This window comes from Micromonospora maritima (assembly GCF_902825405.1).
GTDB classification, from domain to species: Bacteria; Actinomycetota; Actinomycetes; order Mycobacteriales; family Micromonosporaceae; genus Micromonospora; species Micromonospora maritima.
In genome coordinates this window covers 1-5,107 of record NZ_CADEAU010000385.1, presented here as the reverse complement: position 1 = coordinate 5,107, position 5,107 = coordinate 1, and the positions used below count along the sequence as shown (strand labels likewise).

7 protein-coding genes and 1 pseudogene are annotated in these 5,107 nt (G+C 74.9%); 5 read left to right on the top strand and 3 right to left on the bottom strand.

Annotated elements, in window-relative coordinates; all coding sequences use genetic code 11:
* The 4 genes and pseudogenes from HUW36_RS25110 to HUW36_RS25095 form a co-directional block, all read left to right on the top strand.
* Positions 1–385: pseudogene (locus tag HUW36_RS25110) on the top strand (hypothetical protein); the annotation flags it as partial.
* Positions 386–395: 10 nt separating this feature from the next.
* Positions 396–1,262 carry a PHP domain-containing protein gene (locus HUW36_RS25105; RefSeq protein ID WP_174530422.1) on the top strand — a complete coding sequence of 289 codons (867 nt, stop codon included), beginning with the start codon at positions 396–398 and terminating at the stop codon, positions 1,260–1,262.
* A 31-nt stretch (positions 1,263–1,293) separates the two neighbouring features.
* Positions 1,294–1,908 carry a MarC family protein gene (locus HUW36_RS25100; RefSeq protein ID WP_091582616.1) on the top strand — a complete coding sequence of 205 codons (615 nt, stop codon included), beginning with the start codon at positions 1,294–1,296 and terminating at the stop codon, positions 1,906–1,908.
* Positions 1,909–2,040: 132 nt separating this feature from the next.
* The gene (locus HUW36_RS25095; RefSeq protein ID WP_246248315.1) at positions 2,041–2,886 is read left to right on the top strand and encodes a RecB family exonuclease; all 846 of its coding nucleotides are present in this window, start codon (positions 2,041–2,043) and stop codon (positions 2,884–2,886) included.
* A 6-nt stretch (positions 2,887–2,892) separates the two neighbouring features.
* On the opposite strand, the gene HUW36_RS25090 is transcribed toward HUW36_RS25095, so the two are convergent.
* Positions 2,893–3,744: an oxygenase MpaB family protein gene (locus HUW36_RS25090; protein WP_174530420.1), complete on the bottom strand. Its 852-nt coding sequence runs from the start codon at positions 3,742–3,744 to the stop codon at positions 2,893–2,895.
* Between the two features lie 46 nt (positions 3,745–3,790).
* Positions 3,791–4,219: a Fur family transcriptional regulator gene (locus HUW36_RS25085; RefSeq protein WP_174530419.1), complete on the bottom strand. Its 429-nt coding sequence runs from the start codon at positions 4,217–4,219 to the stop codon at positions 3,791–3,793.
* Between the two features lie 162 nt (positions 4,220–4,381).
* Between HUW36_RS25085 and HUW36_RS25080 the strand changes: the two genes are divergently transcribed.
* The gene (locus tag HUW36_RS25080) at positions 4,382–4,864 is read left to right on the top strand and encodes a DUF2231 domain-containing protein (RefSeq protein ID WP_174530418.1); all 483 of its coding nucleotides are present in this window, start codon (positions 4,382–4,384) and stop codon (positions 4,862–4,864) included.
* Positions 4,865–4,870: 6 nt separating this feature from the next.
* On the opposite strand, the gene HUW36_RS25075 is transcribed toward HUW36_RS25080, so the two are convergent.
* On the bottom strand, positions 4,871–5,107 hold a 237-nt coding region (locus tag HUW36_RS25075; protein ID WP_174530417.1), incomplete at its 5' end, for a hypothetical protein.

Genomic DNA, 5,107 nt, shown 5'->3' with positions numbered 1-5,107 from the left:
GGCGCTGCTCGACCCGGCCCGCGGGCTCGCCCCGGTCCGGACGGGCTGCGGCGCGCAGCCGGCCGTCGACGGGCTCGGCGGTGTCTCGCCGGACGGGCGGTGGCTGCTGGTGAACGGCACCGGGCGTACCGCCCAACTTGTCGACCTGACCGACCTGGGAGCGAGCCCGGCGGCGCACCCGGCGGGTCCGGCGCTGGTCGGCGCGGTCGCCTGGTCCCGGGCCGGTGTCGCGTTCCACGTGGACGCCGCGGGCGAACTGGTCCGGGTCGAGCCCGAGCGGGTGCTGGCCGGCGAGCAGCCGACCCCGTCGGCGGTCTCCGGCCTGACCACCGACGCGCGACCCGTCGTGGTGGCCGACGTCCCCACCCTGCCCGACGGGGCGTAGCGTCGGGCGGGTGAGCGCCTCCGCCCGCATCGACCTGCACACCCACTCCACCGCGAGCGACGGGACGCTCGGCCCGGCCGAGCTGGTCCGGGCCGCCCGCGACGCCGGGCTCGACGTGGTGGCGCTCACCGACCACGACACCACGGCGGGTTGGGTGGACGCGGTCGCCGCCCTGCCGCGCGGCCTCACCCTGATCCGCGGGGCCGAGCTGTCCTGCCGCTGGTTCGGCGTCGAGCCGGCGGTCCCGCTGCACCTGCTGGCGTACCTCTTCGATCCCGACGAGCCCGAGCTGGTCGCGGAGCTGGCGCGGGTGCGGCGGGTCCGGGAGGAGCGGGGGGAGCGGATCGTGCGGCTGCTCCAGGCCGACGGCATCCCGGTGAGCTGGTCGGAGATCCTGGCCGGCGCGGCCGGCGGCACGGTCGGCCGCCCGCACATCGCGCAGGCGCTGATCCGTGCCGGCCTGGTCGCCACCACCACCGAGGCGTTCGGGCCGGACTGGCTCGGGGAGCGGTACCGCCTGCCGAAGGACGACATCGACGTGTTCCGCGCCGTGGCGCTGGTGCGGGCGGCCGGGGGCGTGCCCGTCTTCGCCCACCCGAGGGCCAGCCGGCGCGGCCGGATCGTGCCCGACGACCTGATCGCCCAGCTGGCGGCCGTCGGCCTGGCCGGGCTGGAGGCCGACCACGAGGACCACAGCCCGGCCGAGCGGGAGCACGTCCGGCGGCTCGCCGCCGAGCTGGGACTGCTGGTCACCGGCTCGTCGGACTTCCACGCTACGCACAAGACCGTGCGGCTCGGCGCGTTCACCACCGGACCCGAGGCGTACGAGCGGATCGTCGGGCTGGCCCGGGGGGTGACCCCGGTCGCTTCAGGCTGAAGCGTTCTGGCGGCACCGCTACCGTGTCCGCGTGGATCTCAAGCTCTTCGGCGAGGTCTTCGTGACCCTGCTGGTGATCGTCGACCCGCCCGGAATGATGCCCATCTTCCTCGCGCTCACCGGGCCGCTGCCCGCCCGCGACCGGAACCGGGCCGCCTGGCAGGCCGTCGCGCTGGCGCTCGGGGTCATCGTGATCTTCGCGGTGGCGGGGCAGACCCTCCTGGCCTACCTGCACGTCGACCTGCCCGCGTTGCAGGCCGCCGGCGGCCTGCTGCTGGTGCTGGTCGCGCTGGAGCTGCTGACCGGCAAGGCGGACGACCCGAGCCAGCAGGTCACCTCGAACATCGCGCTGGTGCCACTGGGCACCCCGCTGCTGGCCGGCCCCGGCGCCATCGTGGCCACCATGCTGTTCGTGCAGCGCGCCGGCGGCGTCGCCGACTACGTCGCGATCGCCCTGGCCATCGTCGCCGTCATGGTCGCCGTCTGGGTGGTGCTGCGCTTCTCCGGCGGGATCGTCAAGGTGCTCCGCCCGGGCGGCATCGAGGTGCTGACCCGGATCGCCGGCCTGCTGCTGGCCGCCATCGCCGTGCAGCTCATCGCCGACGCGATCGCCGCGTTCGTGACCGAATACCTCAACAACGCCTGAGCCGTCCGGCCGCTGTCGCACCCGGATGGCAGGATCTCAGGCGTGCGACGACCCTCACCCACCGGACGACCCACCGGCGGCCGGGCGCCCCGGCCCCGCGCCGAGCAGGCCGAGCAGCTCGGCTTCGAGGGCATGCCGGAGCGGCTCTTCGTCTGCACCCCCAGCAAGCTCGGCGCCTACGCCGACTGTCCCCGGCGCTACCGCTACGCCTACGTGGACCGCCCGGCCCCGCCGAAGGGGCCGCCGTGGGCACACAACTCGCTCGGCGCGAGCGTGCACACCGCGCTCAAGAACTGGTATGCGCTGGCCCCCGACCGTCGCCGCCCCGAGGTGCTCGGCACGCTGCTCAAGGGCACCTGGGTCCGCGAGGGCTACCGCGACGACGAGCAGGAGCGCGACGCCTTCCGGCGGGCGCTGACCTGGCTGGAGTCCTACGTCGCGGGCCTCGACCCGGCCGACGAGCCGGTCGGCGTGGAGCGGGTGGTCGCGGTGAAGACCGCGGTGCTCGCGTTCAACGGTCGCACCGACCGGATCGACTCCCGCCCCGGCCCGGACGGCCGGCCCGAGCTGGTCATCGTCGACTACAAGACCGGCCGCACCGGGCTGGACGCCGACGACGCGCGCGGCTCGCAGGCGCTCGCGCTCTACGCGTACGCGGCGGAGCGGGTGTTCCGCAAGCCGTGCCGCCGGGTCGAGCTGCACCACCTCCCCAGCGGCACGGTCGCCGCGCACGAGCACACCCCGGAGTCGCTGCATCGGCAGCTCACCCGCGCGGAGGACACCGCCCGCGACATCATGGCCGCCGAGCGCGCGGTGGCCGACGGTGCCGACCCGGACGCGGCGTTCCCCACCGAGCCGGGGCCCCGGTGCGGCTGGTGCGACTACCGGCGCACCTGCCCGACCGGCGCGCAGAACCCGGGCAAGGAGCCCTGGTCCGCCGTCGACCGCCTCGCCGAGCCGGTCACCGACGCCGACTGACGCGTCTCAGGCCGCCGCGAGGCGGGCGGCGCGTTCCTTGGCGGCCTGCTGCAACGGCCCCTCCCGGTAACGCCGGGGCACCGCCGCCAGGGCGAGCCGCAGCGCCCGCACACCCAGGTCCGCCGACAGCGCGGTGGTGGGCAGGCCGAGCCCGCCGTAGAGCCGCAGCGCCCAGGGCGGCAGCAACCCCAGCGCGGTCCCCGCGACACCCAGGTAGGCCCAGCGCGGCGGACCGAGCGTCAGGCCGAGCCGCACCGGCAGGCTGAGCTTCCACGGGATCGGCGGCGCGGTCAGGAACACCGCGGTCTCGGCCGCCTCCCGGGTCATCCGCAACTGTGGGCGGACGTCCCGGTAGTAGGCCGCGACCTCGGCGGCGGTGCCCGGCACGTCGGCCGGGTCCAGTCCCACCAGGGCCGCCGCCCGGCGCTGCTCGGTGTAGTAGCCGTCCACCTCGTCGTCGCTCAGGGCGAGCCCGGCCCGTCGGGCGGTGCTCACGAACGACTCGACCTCGGTAACGTGCACCCAGCGCAGCAGGTCGGGGTCGTCGACGCGGAACTCCTCGCCGGTGAACGGGTCGGTGGCGCGCATCCGGGCGTGCAGCGTACGCAGCCGCCGGCCCGCGGCCTCCGCCTCGGCGGTGGTGCCGTAGATCGTCGTCGCCACGTAGGTCGCCGTGCGGACCAGGCGGCCCCAGGCGTCGGAGCGGTAGTTGCTGTTCTGCGCGACGCCGGCCATCGAGCGCGGGTGCAACGCCTGAAGGTAGAGCGAGCGCAGGCCGGCGACGATCAGGATCGGCTCCTCGTGCACCTTCCACGTGACCGACCCCGGACCGAACAGGCCGAGATCCTCGGTGTCCACCGGTCAAGAGTGCCACGCCGGGCGGCCGGGCCCGGCGGATGCCGATTCAGACGTCGGCGGAGCGGCGGGCCTGGCAGGTCGGGCAGAGCCCCCAGAAGGTCACTTCCGCCTCGTCCAGCTCGAAGCCGTGCGCCACGTTCGGGTCCAGGCAGGGCGCGCTGCCGACCGCGCAGTCCACGTCGGCGATCTCGCCGCACCCGCGGCACACCACGTGGTGGTGGTTGTCGCCCACCCGTGCCTCGTAGCGGGCCGGGCTGCCGGCCGGCTCGATCCGGCGGGACAGGCCGGCCCGGGACAACGCGCCGAGCACGTCGTAGACCGCCTGCGTGGAGACCGAGTCGAGCCGCTGACGGACCCGCCGGGTGATCTCGTCGACCTCCAGGTGGCCGCCGGCGGCGAGCACGTCCAGCACGGCGAGGCGTGGCCGGGTGACCCGCAGGCCCCGCGACCGGAGCAACTCCTCACCCGTGGACATGGATCCATGACAGCACGGGGTCGGCGGGCCGACAAGCGAGCGTTCTTCGCGGGTGGTCGGGGCCACAGCGTGAACCGGGGCGACCGCCCGTGCGTGTGTCGATGTAGGCCGCACTTCGTCGTACGCTGACCGCGCGGTTCCACCCACTTGCCGGAGGTGTCGGTGTTCAGGGAAGTCAACGGTCTCCCGGGTCACGTCCTGGTCATTCACGCCGCGGTGGTGCTGGTGCCGCTGCTGGCGCTGCTCACCGTCGCGTACGGGGTGCTGCCCCGCTGGCGGCCCCGGCTGGACTGGGCGGTGGGCGCGCTCGCCGTGGTCACCCCGATCGTCACCTGGGTGGCGACGGAGTCCGGCGAGGAGCTGGAGGAGGCGCTGGAGGCGCGGGGCTACCCCGCCGAGGGGCTCCAGAAGATCCACGAGCATTCCGAGTACGGCGAGACGCTGCTCTGGTTCACGCTCGGCCTCGCCGTGGTGGCGCTCCTGCTGCTGCTGGTGACCAGCCGCTTCACCCGGGACCGGAACCTGCCCCGCTGGCTGCCCCTGGCGCTCACCGCCGTGGCGGCCGTGCTCGCGGTCTTCGCGCTGGTGTACGTCTACCTGACCGGTGACAGCGGCGCCAAGATGGTGTGGGACGGGATCGTCTGACGCCGCTCAGAACAGCACGCGCGAGCACAGCAGGCAGGTGAGCAGCACCAGCACCACGCCGACGACCGCACCCACGCCGTAGGTGACGCGCTGGGCGCGTTGCTCCGCCTGGTCCATGGCCGCCATGTCCTGCGGTGGCAGGTGCCGTGGCGGGGGCGTCCGCACGTGCACCGGCGGTCGCCAGCCGGGCGGCGGCGGGGTGCTCGGTGGCGGCCCGGTGTACCCGGTCGGCGGCTGCCCGCC